General features: G+C 71.0%; 19 protein-coding genes. 5 read left to right on the top strand and 14 right to left on the bottom strand.

The features are described from left to right. From BR98_RS27300 to BR98_RS27270, 7 genes are all read right to left on the bottom strand, one after another. Positions 1 to 633 (bottom strand): response regulator, encoded by a 633-nt coding sequence (locus BR98_RS27300; RefSeq protein ID WP_035848530.1) that lies wholly within the window; start codon positions 631 to 633, stop codon positions 1 to 3. Next, the gene (locus tag BR98_RS27295) at positions 630 to 1,904 is read right to left on the bottom strand and encodes a sensor histidine kinase (protein WP_407639542.1); all 1,275 of its coding nucleotides are present in this window, start codon (positions 1,902 to 1,904) and stop codon (positions 630 to 632) included. Before BR98_RS27295 ends, BR98_RS27300 begins: the two co-directional genes overlap by 4 nt. A gap of 111 nt (positions 1,905 to 2,015) precedes the next feature. Continuing rightward, positions 2,016 to 2,771, bottom strand: coding sequence for an ABC transporter permease (locus BR98_RS27290; protein ID WP_035848525.1), 756 nt, complete (start codon positions 2,769 to 2,771; stop codon positions 2,016 to 2,018). Between the two features lie 64 nt (positions 2,772 to 2,835). Then, positions 2,836 to 3,744 (bottom strand): ABC transporter ATP-binding protein, encoded by a 909-nt coding sequence (locus BR98_RS27285; protein WP_035848523.1) that lies wholly within the window; start codon positions 3,742 to 3,744, stop codon positions 2,836 to 2,838. Positions 3,745 to 3,921: 177 nt separating this feature from the next. Next, positions 3,922 to 4,329 carry a CoA-binding protein gene (locus BR98_RS27280; RefSeq protein ID WP_035848516.1) on the bottom strand — a complete coding sequence of 136 codons (408 nt, stop codon included), beginning with the start codon at positions 4,327 to 4,329 and terminating at the stop codon, positions 3,922 to 3,924. 162 nt (positions 4,330 to 4,491) lie between these two features. Further along, on the bottom strand, positions 4,492 to 4,635 hold the full coding sequence (locus BR98_RS39695; RefSeq protein ID WP_157537953.1) for a hypothetical protein: 144 nt from the start codon (positions 4,633 to 4,635) through the stop codon (positions 4,492 to 4,494). A gap of 145 nt (positions 4,636 to 4,780) precedes the next feature. Continuing rightward, the gene (locus BR98_RS27270) at positions 4,781 to 5,137 is read right to left on the bottom strand and encodes a hypothetical protein (protein ID WP_157537952.1); all 357 of its coding nucleotides are present in this window, start codon (positions 5,135 to 5,137) and stop codon (positions 4,781 to 4,783) included. 156 nt (positions 5,138 to 5,293) lie between these two features. Here BR98_RS27270 and BR98_RS27265 point away from each other — a divergent pair, with 156 nt between their 5' ends. Then, a complete protein-coding gene (locus BR98_RS27265; protein WP_035848511.1) occupies positions 5,294 to 6,289 on the top strand; it encodes a helix-turn-helix transcriptional regulator in 996 nt (331 codons plus the stop codon). 46 nt (positions 6,290 to 6,335) lie between these two features. On the opposite strand, the gene BR98_RS27260 is transcribed toward BR98_RS27265, so the two are convergent. From BR98_RS27260 to BR98_RS27250, 3 genes are read right to left on the bottom strand one after another with little or no spacing between them, the layout of a single operon-like run. Next, on the bottom strand, positions 6,336 to 7,529 hold the full coding sequence (locus BR98_RS27260; protein WP_035848500.1) for a dipeptidase: 1,194 nt from the start codon (positions 7,527 to 7,529) through the stop codon (positions 6,336 to 6,338). A gap of 27 nt (positions 7,530 to 7,556) precedes the next feature. After that, positions 7,557 to 8,087, bottom strand: a complete 531-nt coding sequence (gene purE / locus BR98_RS27255; RefSeq protein WP_035848497.1) for a 5-(carboxyamino)imidazole ribonucleotide mutase — start codon at positions 8,085 to 8,087, stop codon at positions 7,557 to 7,559. Further along, entirely contained in the window at positions 8,084 to 9,241 is a 1,158-nt protein-coding gene (locus BR98_RS27250) for a 5-(carboxyamino)imidazole ribonucleotide synthase (protein WP_267886094.1), read from the bottom strand. Before BR98_RS27250 ends, purE begins: the two co-directional genes overlap by 4 nt. A 170-nt stretch (positions 9,242 to 9,411) precedes the next feature. Here BR98_RS27250 and BR98_RS27245 point away from each other — a divergent pair, with 170 nt between their 5' ends. Next, the gene (locus BR98_RS27245; protein ID WP_035848485.1) at positions 9,412 to 9,954 is read left to right on the top strand and encodes a GtrA family protein; all 543 of its coding nucleotides are present in this window, start codon (positions 9,412 to 9,414) and stop codon (positions 9,952 to 9,954) included. Between the two features lie 88 nt (positions 9,955 to 10,042). Here BR98_RS27245 and BR98_RS27240 read toward each other — a convergent pair whose 3' ends face one another. Together BR98_RS27240 and BR98_RS27235 are read right to left on the bottom strand one after the other, a co-directional pair. After that, positions 10,043 to 11,290, bottom strand: a complete 1,248-nt coding sequence (locus BR98_RS27240; RefSeq protein ID WP_035848482.1) for an ATP-binding protein — start codon at positions 11,288 to 11,290, stop codon at positions 10,043 to 10,045. A gap of 12 nt (positions 11,291 to 11,302) precedes the next feature. Further along, entirely contained in the window at positions 11,303 to 11,977 is a 675-nt protein-coding gene (locus BR98_RS27235; RefSeq protein ID WP_035848478.1) for a response regulator transcription factor, read from the bottom strand. A gap of 390 nt (positions 11,978 to 12,367) precedes the next feature. Between BR98_RS27235 and BR98_RS27230 the strand changes: the two genes are divergently transcribed. Both BR98_RS27230 and BR98_RS27225 read left to right on the top strand, forming a co-directional pair. Beyond that, a complete protein-coding gene (locus tag BR98_RS27230) occupies positions 12,368 to 13,879 on the top strand; it encodes a peptide MFS transporter (protein WP_035848474.1) in 1,512 nt (503 codons plus the stop codon). A 43-nt stretch (positions 13,880 to 13,922) separates the two neighbouring features. Further along, positions 13,923 to 14,531 (top strand): Uma2 family endonuclease, encoded by a 609-nt coding sequence (locus tag BR98_RS27225; protein WP_232247617.1) that lies wholly within the window; start codon positions 13,923 to 13,925, stop codon positions 14,529 to 14,531. 7 nt (positions 14,532 to 14,538) lie between these two features. On the opposite strand, the gene BR98_RS27220 is transcribed toward BR98_RS27225, so the two are convergent. Then, the gene (locus BR98_RS27220) at positions 14,539 to 15,441 is read right to left on the bottom strand and encodes a hypothetical protein (protein WP_051970257.1); all 903 of its coding nucleotides are present in this window, start codon (positions 15,439 to 15,441) and stop codon (positions 14,539 to 14,541) included. 261 nt (positions 15,442 to 15,702) lie between these two features. Here BR98_RS27220 and BR98_RS38425 point away from each other — a divergent pair, with 261 nt between their 5' ends. Next, positions 15,703 to 15,831: a hypothetical protein gene (locus BR98_RS38425; RefSeq protein ID WP_324606690.1), complete on the top strand. Its 129-nt coding sequence runs from the start codon at positions 15,703 to 15,705 to the stop codon at positions 15,829 to 15,831. 71 nt (positions 15,832 to 15,902) lie between these two features. On the opposite strand, the gene BR98_RS27215 is transcribed toward BR98_RS38425, so the two are convergent. Further along, positions 15,903 to 17,141 carry a hypothetical protein gene (locus tag BR98_RS27215; protein ID WP_035848469.1) on the bottom strand — a complete coding sequence of 413 codons (1,239 nt, stop codon included), beginning with the start codon at positions 17,139 to 17,141 and terminating at the stop codon, positions 15,903 to 15,905. Positions 17,142 to 17,191: the final 50 nt, after the last annotated feature.

The raw sequence follows: 17,191 nt of genomic DNA, 5'->3' as shown, positions 1-17,191 counted from the left end.
TCAGTCGAGCAGCCCCCGCTTGTAGCCCTCGGCGACGGCCGCCGCCCGGTCGCGCACGCCCAGCTTCGCGTACAGGTGCAGCAGGTGGGTCTTGACGGTCGCCTCGCTGATGAAGAGCCGCTTGGCGGCCTCCTTGTTGGTGGTGCCGGCCGCCACCAGGCGCAGGATCTCGAGCTCACGGTCCGTCAGCAACTCCGAGGGCGACGGAGCCGGGGTGCGGACGTGCCCGAGCAGCTTCTGCGCGACGGTCGGCGCCAGCACGGCCTGGCCCTGCTGGGCGGCCCGGACCGCCCGGACCAGCTCCTCGCGCGGTGCGTCCTTGAGCAGGTACCCGGTGGCCCCGGCCTCCACCGCGGGCAGCACGTCCGCGTCGGTGTCGAAGGTGGTCAGCACCAGCACCCTGATGTCGGGGGCCCGTTCGCGCAGCAGGCGGATGGCCTCGACGCCACCCGTACGGGGCATCCGTAGGTCCATCAACACCACGTCGGGGGTCAGGGCCAGCGCCCGGTCGACCCCCTCGGCGCCGTCACCGGCCTCGCCGACGACCTGGAAGTCCGGGTCCCCCTCGAAGACGCCGCGCAGGCCGTCGCGCACGATCGGGTGGTCATCAACGATCAGCAGACGAATGGTCACGGTGCATTCTCCATCGCTGCAGGGGCGCCGTTGACCCGCAGCGCGGGCACGCTGACGCTGATCGCGGTGCCCTCACCAGGACTTGACTCGATCTCCAGGGTGCCGCCGACCTGACGCAGCCGCTGCCGCATCGCGCTCAGCCCGTAGCTCTCATCGCCGGACGGGCTCCCGGCGGGCAGCACGAAGCCGATGCCGTTGTCCAACACGTCCAGCAGCACCACCTCGTGGGTGTAGCTCAGGGTGAGCCCGGCCCGCGAAGCCCGGGCGTGCTTGCCGATATTGGCCAGCCCCTCCTGGGCCGCCCGGAACAGCGCCACCTCCAGCGCGGTCGGCAGCGGGAACGGACTGCCGGTCACCGTCACCTGCGCGGCCACTCCGGAGGACTGGGTCCAGCGCTCGGCCAAGTCCTGGACCGCCTCCGGCAGATGGGCCTCGGCCAACGGGCCGGGTCGCAGTGCCTGGACCGAGCGGCGGGCCTCGGTGAGGCTCTCCCGGGCCAGCCGGCGTGCGTTCCGCAGGTGGCGCACCCGCCGCTCGGGGTCGCCGTCGAAGCGCTCGGCCGCCTCCAGCTGGGTGACGATCCCGGTCAGGCCCTGGGCGATGGTGTCGTGGATCTCGCCGGCCATCCGCTGCCGCTCGTCCAGCACCCCGGCTTCGCGGGCCTGCACCACCAATTGCGCGTGCAGCCCGGCGTTCTCCTCCATGGTCTCCCGGAGCCGCCGGTTGGCTTCGGCCAACTCATCGATATGAGCGGCTCGTCGGCGACTGCGCCGGTCCTCCTCGATGCTCTGGTAGGTGATCGCGCCGGCGATCACCAGATTGACCAGGACCAGCCCGACATAGAGGCCGATCAGCCCGCCGTGCAGGTTCGCCACACCGCCGATCTGGGTCGTGGCCATCAGTGCGGCGGTGATCGCGATCGCCGGCGCCCAGAGCCGGCGTGGCAGTACCGCCACCTGCAAGTACCCGGTGAAGGCGAAGAAGCCGAAGAACGGGCTGGCGGTCACCAGCAGGCCGATCAGCACCAGCAGCCCCGCGTAGAAGACCACCGCCTTGGTCCGCCGCTGCCGGCCCTCGAGGTGGCTGACCGACATCAGCTTCTGCCAGAGCGCGGCGATCGCGACCACCCCCAGCATCGCCGCCCGGTAGCCGGCGGCGCTGGGGCCGAGCGCCAGCGTGAGCACCGCGGAGAGCGCCAGACCGGCGTAGGGCACGTACTGCTGGATCCGGCTCAGCCGGTTCTCCTCAGGATCCTGATCCACAGTCACCATCATGGCGATCACACCTGCCTCCCGAAGACCCGACCCGCTTCCAGCCCGCCCTGCGCCCGGCCTTGCCTACTCCCAGCCCGCCCACTCCCAGCCCGCCCACTCCCAGCCCGCCTACTCCCAGCGGAAGGTCCGAGCGGCGAGCAGGCTGCCTGCCACCGTGTACCCGGCCAGCACCAGCAGGTGCTGCCAGAGCGCGCCGTGCCCGGACCATGCGTCCATCACGGCACCGAACGGGATGAACTCGCAGACCCGCTGCAGCGCGTGCGGCATCTGGACGACCGGGAAGTACAAGCCGCTGGCGAAGAAGTTGAGGATCATCAGCGGGACCCCCAGGGCGCTGGCCGCCCCGCCGGTGCGGGCCCGGGCCGCGATCACCAGGCCGAGCGAGAGCACCGCGGTGCCGCCGAGCAGGAAGGAGGCGATCACCGCGCCGGGGTTGGCCGGGGTCGAGACGTCGAAGGCGAGCGCGCCGATCGCCACGATCACGGCGACCCCGGCGGCAGCCAGCCCGGCGATCACCGTGACCAGGGCGGCCAGCATGCCCGCGGCAGGCACCGGGCTGACCGAGAGCCGGCGCAGCACGTCCTTTTCCCGGAAGCCGGCCATGGTCATCGGCAGTGCGGTGCAGGCCAGGAAGAGCGGGACCATCGCGGCCAGGGTCGGCACGTAGACGTCGATCACCCGCTTGCCGCCGAGGCCGGCCGCTGCGGTCTGGAAGGCCGGGATGTTGCCGAAGACGACCACCAGTAGCACCGGCAGCCCGAGCCAGACCAGTGCGGCCGGCTCGCGCAGCAGCAGTTTGGCCTGGGTGACGGTCAGGGTGCGAAAGCCCCGGCGGGGCATGGAGAGCGCGGAAGACAGGGACATGTCGGCGGATCCTTCGAAGTCGTGGCGGGAGTCGGCGCAGAGGTTGGCGCGGGAGTGGAGTGGTTCAGCGGGGCTCGTGGCGCCCGGTCAGGGCGATGAACGCGTCGTCCAGGCTGGCCTGTTCGACCCGCAGGTCGGCGGCGATGATCTGACGGCGGGCCAGCTGCGCGGTGACTGCCTGCACCAGGTTGCCGCTGCCGCTGAGCTCGACCACCGCGCCGTGCCAGTTCAGCTCCGCCACCTCCGGCAGCGAGCGCAGCAGTTCCTCGTCCAGCGGGGCGGAGGGGCGGAACCGCATCCGCTGCTGCTGCCCGGCACGCGCGGCCAGCCCGGCCGGGGTGTCCACGGCCACCACTCGGCCGCTGTCGATCAGCGCGACCCGGTCGCAGAGCCGCTCGGCCTCCTCCATGAAGTGGGTGACCAGCAGCACCGTGACCCCGGCCGCCCGGATCTGCTCGACCAGTTCCCAGGTGGTGCGGCGGGCGTGCGGGTCGAGCCCGGTGGTCAGCTCGTCCAGCACCACCACCCGCGGGCTGCCCACCATGGCCAGTGCGATCGCCAGCCGCTGTTTCTGGCCGCCGGAGAGCTTCTTGTACCGGGCGCCGGCCTTCTCGGTCAGGCCCAGCCGGTGCATCAGCTCCACCGGGTCGGCCGGCTGCCGGTAGAAGGAGGCGTAGAGCTCCAGCGCCTCGCGGACCTTGAGCTTGTCCGGCAGTCCGCTCTCCTGCAGCTGCACCCCGAGCACCTGGCGCAGCGCCGCACGCTCGGGGCCCGGGTCGAGGCCGAGCACCGAGACCCGGCCGCCGTCGAAGGCGCGCAGCCCGGCCAGGCACTCGACCGTGGTGGTCTTCCCCGCCCCGTTCGGACCGAGGATCCCGAAGATCTCCCCCTCCTCGACCTGGAACGAGACGTCGTGCACCGCGATCTCGTTCCCGTACCGCTTGTGCAGGTGCTCGACCTCGATGACTGCCATGTCCGGTTCTCCCTGGTGGACCGCTTCTCGCTGTGCCACCAGATTCCCGCGCCGCACCCCCGCCCGGGATCGACCACCGAGCCCTCTCCGACCGCGAAACGGCTGACCCCGGCCATCAACCGATCGGTTGATGGCCGGGGTCTCGTCAGGGGTCGCCGGCCCTTGCCGGCGGCGGGGTCAGCCCAGCCGGGGGATCTCGATCGCCGGGCACTTGTCCATCACGATGGCGAGCCCGGCGGCCTGTGCCCGCTCGTACGCCGCCTCGTCGATGACGTCGAGCTGCAGCCAGACGGCCTTGGCGCCGATCTCGATCGCCTCGTCCACCACGGCCCCCGCCAGCTCACTGCGCACGAACAGGTCCACCACGTCGACCGGGAACGGGATCGCCTCGAGGCTGGGGTACCCGGTCTCCCCGTGCACCGTCTCGGCCTTGGGGTGCACCGGAACGATCCGCTTGCCGTACCGCTGCAGCACGTCCGCCACGCCGTAGGCCGCCCGCCGCTGGTTCGAGGACAGGCCGACCACGGCCCAGGTGTCGCCGAGCTCGGTGAGGATCCGCCGAACGGTTTCCGGGTCTCCGTACATCTGCTGCCTCCTGAGGTCTGCTGCCCGATAGCAACGGCTGCCGGCCGCAGCTGATTCCAGCTGTCGGGCCCGGGCGGCTCGGCCGGCGGGTTACTCCCAGGCGGTCCGGCGGGGCTACTCCCAGGCGGTCCGGCGGGGTTACTCCCAGGCGGTCCAGCGGGGTTACTCCCAGGCGGTGGTGGCCGGGACGGTCGCGGCGGCGGTGTGGGTGTCGGCGGTGGCGGACTCCCAGGCGGTGGTGGCCGGGACGGCGGCGAGGGCGAGGGCGATGACCGCGGCGGCCTTGGCGAGGCGGGTGCGAAGCATGGGAGTGGTCCTTGTCACGAGCTGGGAGGTGAACGGTGATCCGGTCCGCGTCCCGCGGTTGACGCTCGGTCCGGTGTGCCCGCCGGGGCTGTTCCCTGCTGGCGAGAACTACTTTCGTCGCAGCTCAGGCAAGGTGGAAGGACTTTCAGGTGGACGGAAACGGTCGTGGCCGATTCAGTCCAGCAAGGCCGGTCTCGGCCAGCAGCAGCTCGTAGAACGGGGCGATCAGCGGCACGCCGACCCGGCCCAGGGCCCAGCCGCCCAGCTCGCCGAGTTCGGTCAGCAGCCGACGGCAGAGCGCTTCCGCCCGGGCCTCGGCCTCCTCCAGCCGCTCGGCGACCAGGAAGACCCCGAGCACCTGGGCGCCCAGTGCGGGTCGGTGCACGACGACGTGCTCGACCTGGTCGTGCGGCACGGCAGCCGTACGGATCAGCGTGGCGATGCCGGGTGGGAGCAGCAGACCGGGCACCGGCGGGTGGAGTTCGACATGGACGAGATGCACGTGGACCACCGTCCCAATCCACCCAGGCAGTCGCATAGAGAATCAATCTGGACGGTTCCGGACATGGACCAAAGTGGCCACCGACGCCTCTGGCCTCGGCGAACACGCTCATGCGATCATCATGCGCGCACGGTCATCATCTTGTGGGGGAAACAAGTGCTTGTCGCGCTGGGACTGGACGCCACTTCGGAAGCGGTTTACCGCGCCATGCTCGCCCGCCCCCGGGACGGGGTGCAGGCCTTGGCCGAGCGGCTGGGGGAGCCGCAGGAGGAGATCCGCCGGAGTCTCGATCTGCTCAGCGAGCTCGCGCTGATCCGGCCCTCGCACGAACGGCAGGGCGAGCTGCGGGCGGTCTCACCCGATGTCGGCATGGACCTGCTGCTGGCCCGCCAACAGGCCGAGCTGGCCGCGCAGCAGCTGAGGGTCGAGGCCTCCCGAGCCGCCGCGGCGCAACTGATCGCCGAGTACACCGAGCTCAGCCCGACTTCCTCGCATTCGGGTGTGGAGCAGTTGCAGGGGCTGGACGAGATCCGGGACCGGATCGCCGCGCTGGCCCGCGAGCTGCACACCGAGCTGATGACCTTCGCGCCGGGCGGCGGGCACCGGACGGAGACCCTCGACGCCTCGAAGCCGAACGATCTGGAGTTGCTGTCGCGCGGCGTGCGGATGCGCACGATCTACCTGGACAGCGTGCGCAACAGCCAGTCGACGGCCGCCTACGCGAGCTGGCTCGGGGCCCTGGGCGGTGAGGTGCGGACGACACCCGAGCTGCCCACCCGGATGATGATCTTCGACCACCGGACGGCGCTGATCCCCGTGCACAGCGAGGACGCGGGCGCCGGCGCGGTGCTGCTCACCGGTCAGGGCACGCTGGCCGCCCTCGGCGCCCTCTTCGAGAACCTCTGGTCGACGGCCCGACCGTTCGACACCGCCGCCCCCAAGGACCCGACCGGCCTGAGCCCGCAGGAGGCGACCATCGTCCGGCTGCTGGCCCAGGGCTTCACCGACGAGGCGATCGCCAAGCGGCTGGCCGTCTCGGCGCGCACCGCGCGGCGGCAGGCCACCGACCTGATGGAACGGCTGGGCGCCCGCAGCCGGTTCGAGTTCGGCGTGCGGGCGGTCCAGCAGGGGTGGCTGCCCGCCCGGGCGTGATCCGGCCCGAACGTGATCCGGCCCGGGCCGGTGCCTCGGAGCTGCGTCAGCCGTCCAGCTGCGCGAGGGTCGCGATCGACGGTTTGCGGGTGCCCCGCAGCTCGCGGGCCACGTCCTCGGCCGCGCGCAGGACCCGGACGGCGTTGCGCCAGGTGAGCTTGGCCAGATCGGCCTCGGACCAGTGGCGGTCCAGGAGTTCGGCGATCAGGTTGGGGTAGCCGGAGACGTCGTCCAGGCCGGCCGGGAGGAAGGCCGTGCCGTCGAAGTCGCCGCCGAGGCCCAGGTGGTCGATGCCGGCCACCTCGCGCATGTGGTCCAGGTGGTCGGCGACGGTGGCCACGGTGGCGATCGGGCGCGGGTCGCGGGCCTCGAAGGCGTGCAGCACCTTCATCGCGTCCGGCGTGTGCGCCAGCGGGTGGAAGCCGTGCCGCTCCAGCTCCACGCTGGCCCGGTCCACCCACTCCCAGGCCGCCGGCAGCACGAACTGCGGTACGAAGGTGGCCATCGCGACGCCGCCGTTGGCGGGCAGCTGGGCCAGCACGTCGTCCGGGATGTTGCGCGGGTGCGGGCAGACCGCGCGGGCCGAGGAGTGCGAGAAGAGCACCGGAGCCACGCTGACCCGCAGCGCGTCGCGCATGGTGTCGGCCGAGGTGTGCGAGAGGTCGACCAGCATGCCGAGCCGGTTCAGCTCGCGGACCACCTCCTCACCGAACCGGGTGAGGCCGCCCGCTGACGGTTCGTCGGTGGCCGAGTCGGCCCACGGCACGTTGCTGTTGTGGGTGAGCGTCAGATAGCGCACGCCCAGCTGGTACAGCGAGCGCAGCGTGGCCAGCGAGGAGTTGATGCTGTGGCCGCCCTCGGCGCCCATCAGCGAGGCGATCCGCCCGTCGGCCCGGGCGGCCTCCAGCTGATCGGCCGTCAGGGCCAGGCGCAGCCGGTCCGGGAAGCGCTCGACCAGGGCGTGCACGAAGTCGATCTGCTCCAGGGTGGCGCTGACCGCGTCGTCGCCGGCCAGCCGGGCGGGCACGTAGACGGACCAGAACTGCGCACCGACCCCGCCGGCGGTCAGCCGGTCGAGGTCGGTGTGCAGCTTGTCGCGCTGGTCGGCCGCCAGGTCGACGGCGTCCAGGTCGTAGCCGGCCACGGAGCGCATCGCCCAGGGCAGGTCGTTGTGGCCGTCCACCACGGGCGCGGCCGAGAGCAGCGCGCGGGCCCGGGTCAGCTGATCGGGAGAAGTCATTCCCCCATGGAACCATCCCCTGATCGACTACCTGCTGAAGCCGAAGGAGGAGGAACCCGCCACCTTGGCCCGCAACTTCTTGCCCTTCTCGGTCGCCTGGGCGTTCAGGTCGGCCTGGAACTCGACCATCTTCTCGGTCAGCTCCGGGTCGAAGGCGGCGACCATCCGGACCGCCAGCAGGCCCGCGTTGCGGGCGCCGGCCACCGAGACGGTGGCCACCGGCACGCCGGCCGGCATCTGCACGATGGAGAGCAGGCTGTCCATGCCGTCCAGGTAGCGCAGCGGCACCGGGACGCCGATCACCGGCAGCGGGGTCACCGAGGCGAGCATGCCGGGCAGGTGGGCCGCGCCGCCGGCGCCGGCGATGATCGCCTTGAGGCCGCGGTTGTGCGCCTGCTCGCCGTAGCCGATCATCTCGCGCGGCATCCGGTGCGCGGAGAGCACGTTGACCTCGTAGGGCACCTCGAACTCGTCGAGCGCCTGGGCCGCGGCCTCCATCACCGACCAGTCGGAGTCGGAACCCATGGCGATGCCGACAAGCGGCGCGGTGCTGGTCATTCGGTGATCGTGCCTCTCAGGTACGCGGCCGCGTGGCGCGCCCGCTCGCGCACGTCCTCGAGGTCGTCCCCGAAGACGGTGACGTGGCCGACCTTGCGGCCGGGCTTCACGTCCTTGCCGTACATGTGGATCCGCAGGCCCGGGTCGCGGGCCATGCAGTGCAGGTAGGCGTGGTACATGTCGGGGTAGTCGCCGCCGAGCACGTTGACCATCACCGTCCACTTGGCGCGCGGACGGGGGTCGCCGAGCGGCAGGTCGAGCACGGCCCGCAGGTGGTTCTCGAACTGCGAGGTGACCGCGCCGTCGATCGACCAGTGGCCGGAGTTGTGCGGGCGCATGGCCAGCTCGTTGACCAGGATCCGGCCGTCCCGGGTCTGGAACAGCTCGACCGCGAGGTGGCCGGTGATGCCCAGCTCACCGGCGATCCGCAGGGCCAGCTGCTGGGCCTCGGCGGCGAGCGAGGGGTCGAGGTCGGGGGCCGGCGCGGTGACCTCGGCGCAGACGCCGTTCTCCTGCAGGCTCTCCACCACCGGGTAGGAGACCGCCTGGCCGCTGGGCGAGCGGACCACATTGGCCGCCAGCTCGCGCACGAAGTCGACCTTCTCCTCGGCCAGCACCGGGACGCCGGCCAGGAACGGCGCCTGCGCCTCCTGCTCGTCGTCGACCACCCAGACGCCCTTGCCGTCGTAGCCGCCGCGGACGGTCTTCAGGACCACCGGGTAGCCGTCGCCCTCGTTGGCGAAGGCGGTGACGTCGGCCGGGTCGGCGACCAGCCGGTGCCGCGGGCTGGGCACCCCGATCGAGTCCAGCTTGGCCCGCATCACACCCTTGTCCTGGGCGTTGACCAGCGCCTCCGGGCCGGGCCGGACCGCGACGCCCTCGGCCTGCAGGGTGCGCAGGTGCTCGCTGGGGACGTGCTCGTGGTCGAAGGTGACCACCTGGCAGTCGGCGGCGAAGCGGCGCAGCGTCTCCAGGTCGCGGTAGTCGCCGAGCACGGTGTCGGCGACCACCTGTGCGGCGGAGTCCTGCGGGGTGTCCGCGAGGAGCTTGAAGCGGATGCCGAGCGGGATGCCGGCGTCGTGCGTCATGCGGGACAGCTGTCCGCCGCCGACCATGCCCACTACTGGAAATTTTGCGCTGCCCGGGAGAGTCACGCGGCCAAGGATATCCGGGCCGGTCGCGGGGGGTGCAGCGGCGGGCGGGGGCGTCGGCGGGGAGCGCTCGGCAGCCCTTCGCGCGCGGAGGGGGGGTTTGCGATGCGGGTAGCCTGGATGGCTCAGTCGCCTGCCGGCGAGATCCGGCCCGCCACAGGAGAGTTACTCGGATGACGAAGCACGCGCATCGGCGCCCCTCCCTCCTGCAACGGCTGCGCGGGGCCTCCGGTGAGGTGGTCAAGTTCGGCATCGTCGGACTGGTCGGCTTCTTCGTCAACTTCGCCGTCTCCAACGCGGTGCTGCACCTGACCCACCTGGCGACGGTGCGCAGCTCGATGGTCGGCACCGCGGTCGCCATCGTGGTCAACTACCTGGGCTACCGGTACTGGGTCTACCGGGACGCGGACGCGGCCTCGCGGCGCCGGGAGATCACGCTCTTCCTGGTCTTCAGCGGCATCGGCCTGCTGATCGAGAACGGCACGGTCTGGTTCACCACCTACACGCTGGGCATGACCGGCACGCTCGCCTACAACGGCGCCAAGGTGATCGGCACCGGCATCGCGACGCTGTTCCGCTTCTTCTGCTACCGCACCTGGGTGTTCAAGGCGATGCCCGAGCTGGCCGAGCAGGCGCAGGGACAGGCGCAGCCGACCGTGGTGGCGCAGGCCGAGCGGATCCTGGTCGCGGAGGACTCGAACCAGTACGTCAGGTAGACCTGGCCCTCGCCAAGCCCCGCTATTTGTTCCTGCCGCTCCGCGCCAAGCCCCGCTATTTGTTCCTGCCGCTCCGCGCCAGACCCCGCTATTTGCTCCTGCCGCTCCGCGCCAAGAAGAGTGCGAACACCGGCGGCTTGAGCGAGAGCAGCTCCAGCCGCCCGCCGTCCGCCTCCGCGAGGTCGCGGGCGACCGCGAGGCCGATGCCGGTGGAGTTGCGGCCGCTGACCGCCCGTTCGAACACCCGGTTGCCCAGCTCGGCCGGGACCCCGGGCCCCTCGTCCTGCACCTCGACCACCACCGAGCTGCCGAACGGCCGCACCCGCAGCGTGATGGTGCCGCCGCCGTGCATCAGCGAGTTCTCGATCAGGGTGGCCAGTACCTGGGAGACGGTGCCCGGGGTGCCCATCGCACTGACCCTGGCCAGGCCCTCGATCACCAGCCGCCGTCCGGTGCCGCGCAGCGAGGCCGACCACTCCTCGCGCTGCTGCTTGAGCACCTCGTCCAGGTCGAAGCCGGCCGCGCTCGGGCCGTGGGTGTCGCGCTGGTTGGTGAGCAGCCGCTGGACCACGTCGGTGAGCCGCTCCACCTGCTGGAGCGCGATGGTGGCCTCCTCGCGGACGGTGTCCGGCTGGTGGGCCAGTGCGGTGATCTCCTCCAGCCGCATCGACAGCGCGGTGAGCGGGGTGCGCAGCTGGTGCGAGGCGTCGGCGGCCAAGCGCCGCTCGGCGGTGAGCATCCGGCCGATCCGCTCCGCGCTGGAGTCCAGCACCTCGGCCACCCGGTCCAGTTCGGGCACCCCGTAGCGGCGGTCACGCGGGCGGGGGTCGCCGGAGCCGAGCCGTTCGGCGGTCTCGGCCAGGTCGGTGAGCGGCCGGACCAGTCGGCGGGCCTGCCAGACCGCGAGTGCCAGCGCGGCCAGCACCGCGAGCAGGGTGACCAGTCCGAGCAGCAGCAGCATGTTGCCGATGTCACGGTCGACGTTCTTGCGGGACTGCGCCACGGTCACGGTCTCGCCGCTGGCGCCGGGCTCGCTGGCGGTCAGCGGGTGGTCTCCGCCGGGCTTGGCGCCGATGGTGATCAGCGGCTGGCCGGGGACCTGGATCTCGGCGTAGTCGCCCTCGATCACCTGGCTGCCGACCCGCTCGCCGGTGACCGGCTCGCCGGCGGCGAGCCGGGTCTCCACCAGGCCGAGCAGCCGGACGGCGGCGGCGTCCACCCGGTCCTGGGCGTTGTTGACGATGCTCTGCTTCTCGACCAGCGCGAGCGGTACGCAGAACACCACCACGACCACCAGGAGCACGCCCAGCAGCGAGTTGATCATCCTGCGTTTCAACGGGGTGGTGCCCTAGTTCTTCTCGAAGCGGAACCCGACACCGCGGACGGTGGCGATGTAGCGGGGGTTGGTGGCGTCGTCGCCGAGCTTCTTGCGCAGCCAGGAGATGTGCATGTCCAGGGTCTTGGTGGAGGTCCACCAGGTGGTGTCCCAGACCTGGCGCATGATGTCCTCCCGGGTGACCACCCGGCCGGCGTCCCGGACCAGCACCCGGAGCAGCTCGAACTCCTTCGCGGAGAGGGTGAGTTCCTCCTCGCCGACCCAGGCCCGGTGGGACTCGATGTCGATCCGCACGCCGTGTGCGCCGGTGGACAGCGAGTCCACGTTGCCGCGCCGCAGCAGGGCCCGGACCCGGGCGAGCAGTTCGGCCAGCCGGAACGGCTTGGTCACGTAGTCGTCGGCGCCGGCGTCCAGGCCGACCACGGTGTCCACCTCGTCGGCCCGGGCGGTGAGCACCAGGACCGGGCAGCTCTTGCCGTCCGCGCGCAGTCGGCGGCAGACCTCCAGGCCGTCCATCTGGGGCAGGCCGAGGTCGAGGACGACCAGGTCGACCTCCTCCTCCAGACCGGCTTCCAGGGCGCTCGGGCCGTCCTCGCGGACCAACACCTCGTAGCCCTCACGGCGCAGCGCACGGGCCAGCGGTTCCGAGATAGCCGGGTCGTCCTCGGCGAGCAGCACACAGGTCATGGGCTGATGGTAGTGCTCCACGGGTTGTGAAGTACTTCACAGTCGGTAGTCGGCGGGAACCGGCTCCGGATAACGGACACGGTCGGTGACACTCCCAGGGCGGCGACAGATTCTGCAGTTGGACCTTGGCATCGAAGGAGACTGTGCTGCCGTACCATCGATTGCCACACCCCTTTGGGACTTGCTTGACTCTTCCGTTATTCACTTGGTGTCTTTTGTCCCGCCATGTCGTGGAATAACGCGACGTACAGTGGTCCGGTCCACGTGTCATGTACCGCTATCCGAACCCGCTCGAGCAGCGAGCGGGATCATGCGGCGCACCGGACCCGCCCGTCCCCCCACACAACGGGCGAGCGGTGTCCCAGACAGTCAGGCAAGGAACAACTACTGATGGCGTCAACCACCACCTTGGACGCCGGCGTACAGCCGGTCGCCCCTTCTGGCGGCAAGACCTTCTTCGGGCACCCCCGAGGACTCGCCACGCTCTTCATGACCGAGACCTGGGAGCGCTTCAGCTTCTACGGCATGCGGGCGCTGCTCGTGCTCTACATGGTCGCCTCGACGCACAACGGCGGCCTGGGCATGAAGGTCGCCCTCGCGACCGCGATCTACAGCGTCTACAACGCGATGGTCTACCTGCTCGCCCTGCCGGGCGGCTGGATCGCCGACCGCTTCCTGGGCGCCCGCAAGACCGTGGCGCTCGGCGGAACGATCATCATGATCGGCCACTTCCTGCTGGCCGTGCCGTTCAAGGCCTCGTTCTTCGTCGGCCTGGTCTTCATCGCAGCCGGTTCCGGCCTGCTCAAGGCCAACATCTCCACCATGGTCGGCCACCTCTACGACGGGCCGAACGACCCGCGCCGGGACGGCGGCTTCACCATCTTCTACATGGGCATCAACCTCGGTGCCTTCGCCGCCCCGCTGGTCATCGGCACCGTCGGCCAGAGCGTCAACTGGCACCTGGGCTTCGCCCTGGCCGGTGTCGGCATGGCGCTGGGCCTGGGCCAGTACCTGCTGGGCACCCGTCACCTCAGCGCGAAGAGCGACGTGGTCGGCTCGCCGATCACCCCGGCCGAGAAGAGCGCACTGCTGCGCAAGGGCGGCCTCTGGTTCGCCGTGGCCGTGGTCTTCTACGCCATCGTGGGACTGGCCGGCTACTTCACCATCGACCTGGCGGTCTGGCCGCTGTCCATCGCGGGCATCGTGATCCCGGTGGTCGTCTTCGCCCGCTTCAAGCGGGACAAGGACCTCAGCGCCGCCGAGCAGTCGAAGATCAGCGGCTACATCTGGTTCTTCGTGGTCGCCGCCGTGTTCTGGATGATCTACGACCAGTCCGGCTCCACGCTGAGCGTCTTCGCGGACAGCAGCACCAACCTGTCGGTCTTCGGCTGGCACTTCCCGTCCAGCTGGTTCCAGTCGCTGAACCCGCTCTACATCATGGCGCTGGCCCCGGTCTTCGCCTGGGCCTGGGTCGCGCTGGCCCGCAAGGCGAAGAACCCCAGCACCACCATGAAGTTCGCCATCGGCCTGCTGATGATCGGTGCCTCGTTCATCGTCATGATGCTCGCCATGGGCGCGGCTTCCGGCGGCGTCAAGGTCAGCCCGCTCTGGCTGGCGCTGGTCTACCTGGTGCAGACCGTCGGCGAGCTGACCCTCTCCCCGGTCGGCCTGTCGGTCACCACCAAGCTGGCCCCGGCCAAGTACGCCAGCCAGATGATGGGCGTCTGGTTCCTCGCCGTGACCGCCGGTGACTGTGTCGCGGCCGTCATCCAGCTCGGCCTGGGCGACGCCACCGGCAGCACCTGGTACTTCGCGATCCAGGGCGTGGCGGCGATCGTCGCCGGCATCGCGCTGGTGATGTACCGCAAGAACGTGATCAAGCTGATGGGCGACGTGCACTGACGCTCGCGCAGTTTGCTCTCCGGTGGCCCGGTACGCGTTTCGCGTGCCGGGCCACCGGCGTCTGCACGCCGCTACGCTGAGCGGTATGGACTACGCGCGCCTGCGAACCATCGCCGACGAGCTCATGGATCGGTACGGCGATCTGTCGAGCAGGGTCGAGATCCGGGACGGCGAGATCACCATGATGATGTCGCCGTCGATGCCGCACGAGCTGAACGCCATGCGGCTGCAGCGCCAGCTGAACCGGCAGCTCGGCGGAGACCTGGTCGCCCTCACCGGGGGCGACGTCGAGGACCCTGCGCTGGGCATACTGCGTCAGCCTGATCTGATCGTCGCCTCGGAGTCCGTTCTCGAACAGTTCGTGGGGGCTATCGACCCGCGGATCCTGCTGTTGATCGCTGAGATCGTCTCACCGTCGAACCATTCCAACGACTACACCGAGAAGATGCAGGACTACCCGGCCATGGGCGTCCCGCTCTACCTGCTGATCGATCCGCGCAAGGGCACCCTCAGGGTGTCCAGCGATCCGAGCGACGGTCCGGACGGCCCGCGCTACCGGGCCACCCACGACTACGTCTTCGGTGACCAGGTGCAGGTAGGCGACTGGACGATCGACTCCGGCGAGTTCAAGCGCTACGCACCACGCCGCTGATTCGACGTCACCCTCCGGCAGCGACGAGCCGAACCCTCTCGCGCCAACCTGCTCGGATCGGCGGCTCGGATGTCGCTTGCGGCGCTGCGGTGCGACAGCTCCGGCACCGCTGCTCACCCATGACCGGCCGGAAGGCGCGCTCGCAGCCGTCGCAGGCGGTCAGCTCGGCGGTACGGGCAGTCGACGGTTCGGGCATCTTCTCGCGCAGGCGGTACCGCAGCAGCGCCGCCGGGCACTTCACCTGCGGCGGCAGGCCGGCGGTCAGCGCATGGCGCAGGCCTGCCGGGGTGACGCCTGCAGCCAGCCACTCGGCGGCGAGCGGCGCGAGGCGGGCGGCTTCGGCGGCACCGAGGACCAGGCGGGCATCGAGCTGACGGAGCGACAGGAGCGGGCGCTCGGCGGTCGGTTCAGCCGGGTCGTGCGGGTCGCGTGGTTCGGGCGGCGGGACCGGGAGGGGGGAAGACGTGTTCTCCCCCAGTGTTTCTCCCGAAGGGAGGGCGGTGCCGGATGACCGGCTGACGGGCGGCCCGTCCTCTCGATCCCCGGCATCCGGCGGGTCGGCGGACTCGTGCTGCTCCTGCTGCGCGAGGATCCGCTCCGCCTCCGCTCGCTGGAGCGGCACGTTGGACACCAGTGACTCCGTGCGCAGTTGCCCAGTCGCATTGCGCCGCTTTCCGCAGTGCAGCAACCCTGCTTTTCCTAGCTGGCGCCGCGCCCGGTCGGCAGTGATCCGACCACCCGTCAACCCGGCGGCCAGCTCCGTCACCGTGGTCTTGCGAGCCGCTGCGTCGGAGAGGGCCAAGGCCCGTACCAGAAGGCGGAAGGCCGCGTCTGACAGATCGTCATCCCAGATGTGAGCGTTGGCGATCTGGGTGAAGTCGCGCGTGGGCGCGGTAACATGCCTGAGCATCCTCGGTGGCTCTCTTCCACTCGGCGGGTGAAGAGCCCGGCACTGGTGCTGCTAACACCGGCCGGGCTCGCCCCTTTGCAGCGGGGCGACCCGTTCATGGCGCACGCTACACGGATTCAAGGTCAAGTAGCGACACACAGCAATCACGCGGTCACTTCACGCAACCCCCGCGCGCCCTTCGCGCCCCCCGCGCAACACCTCAAGCGCAGTTTCCCGAAGCTTGCAAACGGCGAGCCTGAGAAGCACTCAGAGGTTGCGTGGGTGAGCACCGACGCCATCCCACAGGAGTTCGTGTCCACCACCGACACGGCGTTGCTCAGCTACCTCAACAACGGGCCCAGTGTCTCCCTGGACTCGTGGCAGAGCGGATCGCCGGTATCGGCACGGTGAGGCCCTGCGGCCGCCATTTCCCAGTGCGGGCCGCTCGTCCCGCTGCGGGCATGAGCGGCCCTTAGGCGTCGTCAGTTGGTGTCGGGCTCGGGCTTGGCGGGCCCGTCGGCAGCGTCGGGGCTCACAGGCTCCTCGGTCTGGGCGGGCTCGGCGGGTGCCTCCGGCGTCACGGGCTCAGCGGGCTTCGCGGACTCGGCGGGGGCCTCGGACGTCGCGGACTCGGCGGGCGCCACAGTCGGCGCGGGCTCGGCGGGTGCCTCCGGCGTCACGGGCTCAGCGGGCTCCGTGGACTCGGCGGGCGCCACAGTCGCCACCGGCTCCGTGGGCGCCGCAGTCACCACAGCCTCCGCAGGCGTCTCAGGCGCCTCCGGCGTTCCAGTACCCGGGATGGCTTCCGTCTCCGCAGCCCGGCGGCGACGCAGCAGCAGGACGGCGCCCGCCGCCAGTGCGGCCAGCAACACCACCGTCCCCGCCACCCACGGGAGCGCCGAGCTGCCGTGCGCGACGGGCGTGGCCGCCAGGGGGACGGCTGACGGGGAGTCGGCGGGGCTGGGGGCGGCCGAGGCGCTCGGGGTGGGCGTGGGGGACGGGGTGGGGCTGGCGCTCTCCGACGGCGACGGGGACGCGGACGGGGACGGCGCGTCGGTGGACGGGGCGGGCTCGGGCGTCGCTTCAGCGGAGGACGGGCGGGCCGAGGGCTTCCGGGTCGCGGGGGCGGCGGAGGTCGGGGCGGGGACCGGGGCAGGAGCCGGCTTCCCGCCCGTGAAGTAGTAGCTGAGCGACCCACCGGCGGACTCGTGCACCTGGGTGCACGGCTGCTCCATGCGTGCGTCCAGGACGAGTTCGTAGACGCCGTCCTGGTTGCCCGCGGGCACGGACACGGTCGCGTGCACGGTGTGGGTGCCGCGCGACAGGGCGCCGAACTCGACGAAGCCCGAGTTCCACGAACCGAGGGTCCCGGCGACGTACGGCGGGGTCCAGTTGGGCGCGAAGCCGTGCGAGGAGCCGTCGACGCTCAGGTGCACGGTCGGGGTCGGGCCGGGCGCGAAGCCGGCCTGCTGCGGTGACGGGACCACCCGGACCGAGTACGAAGTCGCGCTCTGGTCGGGGCCGTCGAGGTGGATCTGGGTGTCGACCGTGGCCGAGCCGCCGAAGGAGGTGGTGGGGATCTGGCCGTAGACCCCGTCGATCTTCCACGTGCCACTGGTCATGCTGGTGCACACCGGCTGCGGGGTGGAGTCGGCGTGGGCCACGCCGGCGCCGGCGGGCAGGGCTATGGCGAGGGCCAGCATGAGGGCGGGTCTGTTCATGGCCCCGGATCCTAGGGGTGGCCATGAACAGACCCGCACTCAGGTGGCCC

It is taken from the genome of Kitasatospora azatica KCTC 9699, from assembly GCF_000744785.1.
Lineage (GTDB): Bacteria > Actinomycetota > Actinomycetes > Streptomycetales > Streptomycetaceae > Kitasatospora > Kitasatospora azatica.
Note: the sequence above shows the minus strand (reverse complement) of the source record. Positions and strands in the feature narration are given on the sequence as shown.